The organism is Peribacillus sp. NPDC058002 (genome assembly GCF_042886655.1).
GTDB lineage: Bacteria > Bacillota > Bacilli > Bacillales > DSM-1321 > Peribacillus > Peribacillus aracenensis.
This window is the reverse complement of sequence record NZ_JBHVQU010000333.1, coordinates 1-3,260: the sequence shown is the minus strand read 5'-3', so window position 1 is coordinate 3,260 and position 3,260 is coordinate 1. Positions and strand designations below refer to the sequence as shown.

Annotated in this window: 2 protein-coding genes and 2 pseudogenes; 2 read left to right on the top strand and 2 right to left on the bottom strand. The window is 38.9% G+C overall.

The window, feature by feature from the left end:
- Positions 1-28: 28 nt before the first annotated feature.
- A pseudogene (locus ACFVSH_RS24560) lies at positions 29-175 on the top strand (CoA-transferase); the annotation flags it as partial.
- A 156-nt stretch (positions 176-331) separates the two neighbouring features.
- On the opposite strand, the gene ACFVSH_RS24555 reads toward ACFVSH_RS24560, so the two are convergent.
- Together ACFVSH_RS24555 and ACFVSH_RS24550 are read right to left on the bottom strand one after the other, a co-directional pair.
- Complete coding sequence (locus tag ACFVSH_RS24555; RefSeq protein WP_387708351.1) at positions 332-454, bottom strand: hypothetical protein; 123 nt, start codon at positions 452-454, stop codon at positions 332-334.
- Positions 455-666: 212 nt separating this feature from the next.
- The gene (locus ACFVSH_RS24550) at positions 667-1,953 is read right to left on the bottom strand and encodes a M14 family zinc carboxypeptidase (RefSeq protein WP_387595264.1); all 1,287 of its coding nucleotides are present in this window, start codon (positions 1,951-1,953) and stop codon (positions 667-669) included.
- Positions 1,954-2,182: 229 nt separating this feature from the next.
- Here ACFVSH_RS24550 and ACFVSH_RS24545 point away from each other — a divergent pair.
- Positions 2,183-2,489 (top strand): annotated as a pseudogene (locus ACFVSH_RS24545) (DDE-type integrase/transposase/recombinase); the annotation flags it as partial.
- Between the last annotated feature and the right edge of the window lie 771 nt (positions 2,490-3,260).

Below are 3,260 nucleotides of genomic sequence, written 5' to 3'. Positions count from 1 at the left end.
TACATGTAGATAAAGAGCGTTAGGGAGAAAATTATCAAAAAGAGCGGAACAAGAAATTCAATCAGGGAGCTATGTTAACCTTGGAATTGGTATGCCTACCCTTGTTGGAAACTTTATAGAAGAAAATAAACAAGTGGTCCTTCAATCAGAAAATGGGCTGCTTGGAATTGGACCCTAAAACACCTTTGATACCGAAGAAAAAATAATGACGGTCAAATCGATGATAGTGGTGCGGAGCACATCATTAATCCATATTATTTAAATAATAGATTTAGGTGACCTTGAATTAGAGAAGAAGAGGTACACGGAAAAACCAATACAGTAGAAATTTTCATGCCCCCTCAAAAACAAGCAGGAAAAGATTTAAAATGTAAATGAAACCAATATCCTTATTTTGGCGGGTGATCTCGACGGAAATGGAATCGGCATAAATCTTCTCCACCTCTTTTTTCATATACATATCCAAGGTGTGACAGGTACCGACTCAATACCACAATTAATAAAATTTTAGATGTAACAAAAATTTAATGAGACTCTGTATCCTCCAAATTTCTAGAGCCCCTACAATCTATTTAAAACAACAAATAGGAGAGTTAATCACTATGGATAACTCTCCTATTATGGTACATCCTTTAAAAATCAACCGCTTCACAACAACCGCTAAAATTAATGTTTATTCCCAGGGCTTACTCCTAGGGCAGTGCTTGGGATGGCATCATAAACAGCAGGATCGGCGTTTTCAAGGGAACCGTCTGCTAATCCGTTAAGAACCGCTATGACTGGAACCTTTGCTGTTTTTTTAAGCATTCCGTTTTGCTTCTGACCGAGCGTTTGGGTTTGTCCCTTTATTTCAATTAACATCGTGGCTGTGCCATTTAACTGGATGGACCCAAGTCCAGAGCCTGGGTAGTTCACGGTCGGATATTTTTGAATCGCGCCGAAAGAGGAGTTTCCGAGCTGCAACGACTCATAAGCGACGGCATTGACTTTTTTGCTCAAGGTAAGGACATCCTCGTCTAACACATAGTTCTTCCCGCTGAACGGGTCTATATAAGGCTTGGTTGTAAATTGGGCAAGCAGCTGGATGGAAACTGAACGGCTGTCCTCTTCTGACAAGCGGTTAAAGCCTCGGTGATGAATGTCAATGGCAACATCCGGATTTAGTTCTTGGGTCAATTCTGTAAGTGCACGTGTTTCCGGTGAAAAGACAAGTGATGCGTTTGCTCCATTATTTGTGGCACTATTGTTTAACACTTCTGCCACTTTCTGTGGATCCTTTTTAATCTCTTCCATTATGTCAAAATCATAATTCGGATGGAAATCACGATTTAAGTCGAAACCAGGGATCCCGTAAACCACACTTCCATCATTGTTTTGGGCTCTCTCGCTACCTTCTGCATTGTAATACCAAGGTGCTTTTGTATCAGCTGGAAGGCCTAATTCTTTTGGATTCCATGTTTGATGAGAATACCTGGTTGGAAATTGTTTCCCCTCGTATTGGTTCGCTGTTCCATCAGGATTTAAACGTGGCACAAACCAAACACTCACCTCATCCAACATATCATTTACTTCTTTACTGCCCGATGATAGCTGCTGCATTAACTCAACAATTGCTTCTGTGCCGAGCGGCTCATTTCCGTGAATTTGAGTATAAACAAGGACCCTCTTCTTCTCTGGATCATTGTCACCAAATTTCGCTACATATAGTGGGTACCCATCGTTGGATGTTCCAAATTGCTCAAGCCCCATCTTCCCTTTCGCTGTCTTTTCGATCTGCTTTAATTTGCTTTCCAATTGCTCATTTGACATCAGACCTGATAAGGAAAGGTTCTGTCCATCCTGTACCCAAGGACCATTTGGAGTAGTGACAGGCTCAGCAAAAGCTGTGGTTCCTACAAGAGTGGAAGCCAAAATCCCACTAGTGAGAATGTACTTTAATGCTTTTTTCTTCAATCTTTTCTCCCCCTTATATCTATATAACAAGACAAATATTAGCATATTCTGACTATTTACGAAATAACATATTTGAAAATTATGAAAATTCAATCTTGAATTGGAGATAAAAGGGTATTTTGTCCTGGTGAAGAGAGTTGTCAAAGCTCCGTTTTTCTTCTTTCTCCTCTGGTAGTCTCTAAATCTTGGACACACTGATATTAGTACTCTTAAAATGGACGTGGTCAGTATGGAAAAGGAAAATGTATTTAAGCGGAAACATTGTCAACCTGATATGATTTTGTTAACCGTGAGATGGTACCTGCGGGACAACCTCAGTTTTCGTGATTTGGCTGAAATGATGGAAGAACGCGGCTTATCGATGGCTCACACAACGGTTATCAACAATATGGACCGGAATTAGATGAAAGGGTAAGGGTACGACGTCATCTTAAGCCAACAAAAGACTCCTGGAGAGTGATGAAACGTATATCAAAGTAAAAGGTCAATGGAGGTATCTGTATCGTGCAGTGGATTCCATAGGAAACATGATAGAGCTGACCTGCGGGACAAATAGCGGGATGAGAATTCAGATGACATCCGCGCTGTACCTGCGCCACCTTCACCGGACATGCCTGATTCAGATTGGTTCTCACCGCCTAAACTGATTGATATGAACAAGGCAATCTGAAAAGTGATATAAGTAGGATAAGGATGCCTGCAATTTCTTCAATACTCATATTCACTTCCATGTTCCCCACCTTCTCATTCTTGGTTATATATTTTCCCAATTTTTGCACATACAACTTTAAAACCCAGTTACCTTCACATGAGAAGATTAGCTGGGTTTCTTAATTATTTACATCTACTTATTTATAAAACTATTCGGATTCGACTATAAAAGCCTCTTCATTGTTCAGCAGCCGTGCGATTGCCAATAATATATTTTGGAAACTATATATCAATTTTAAACTCATTTTAGTATACTTTTAATTATTTTTGTATCAGAGCCGTCTTCATAGATACGTATTTGCTTGTAATAATGTATATATATTGATTTAATAGTGGAATTACCTTAGAATAAAAACAAAGATTACCTTTTTAGGATATCGAACCCACCCACCTTTAGCAAAGAATGGAAGGGTTCAATGAAAGGCATTGTCGTTAGGAGTCTCCTTTACTGGACTTCTAACGACAATGCCTTTTTATTTAACTAAATCTAAATATAAGAAAGATAAAACATTTCGAATAAAATGAATGAGTGTTTCCGCTATTTATTTGAATAGTTTGAAACAAGGTAATTTCAATTAACTAGCAGGTCCTATAAA

What these genes read in the sequence shown, in the direction of transcription:
- ACFVSH_RS24555 (WP_387708351.1), bottom strand. Translation starts at nt 454, where the DNA reads ATGAAAAAAGAGGTGGAGAAGATTTATGCCGATTCCATTTCCGTCGAG.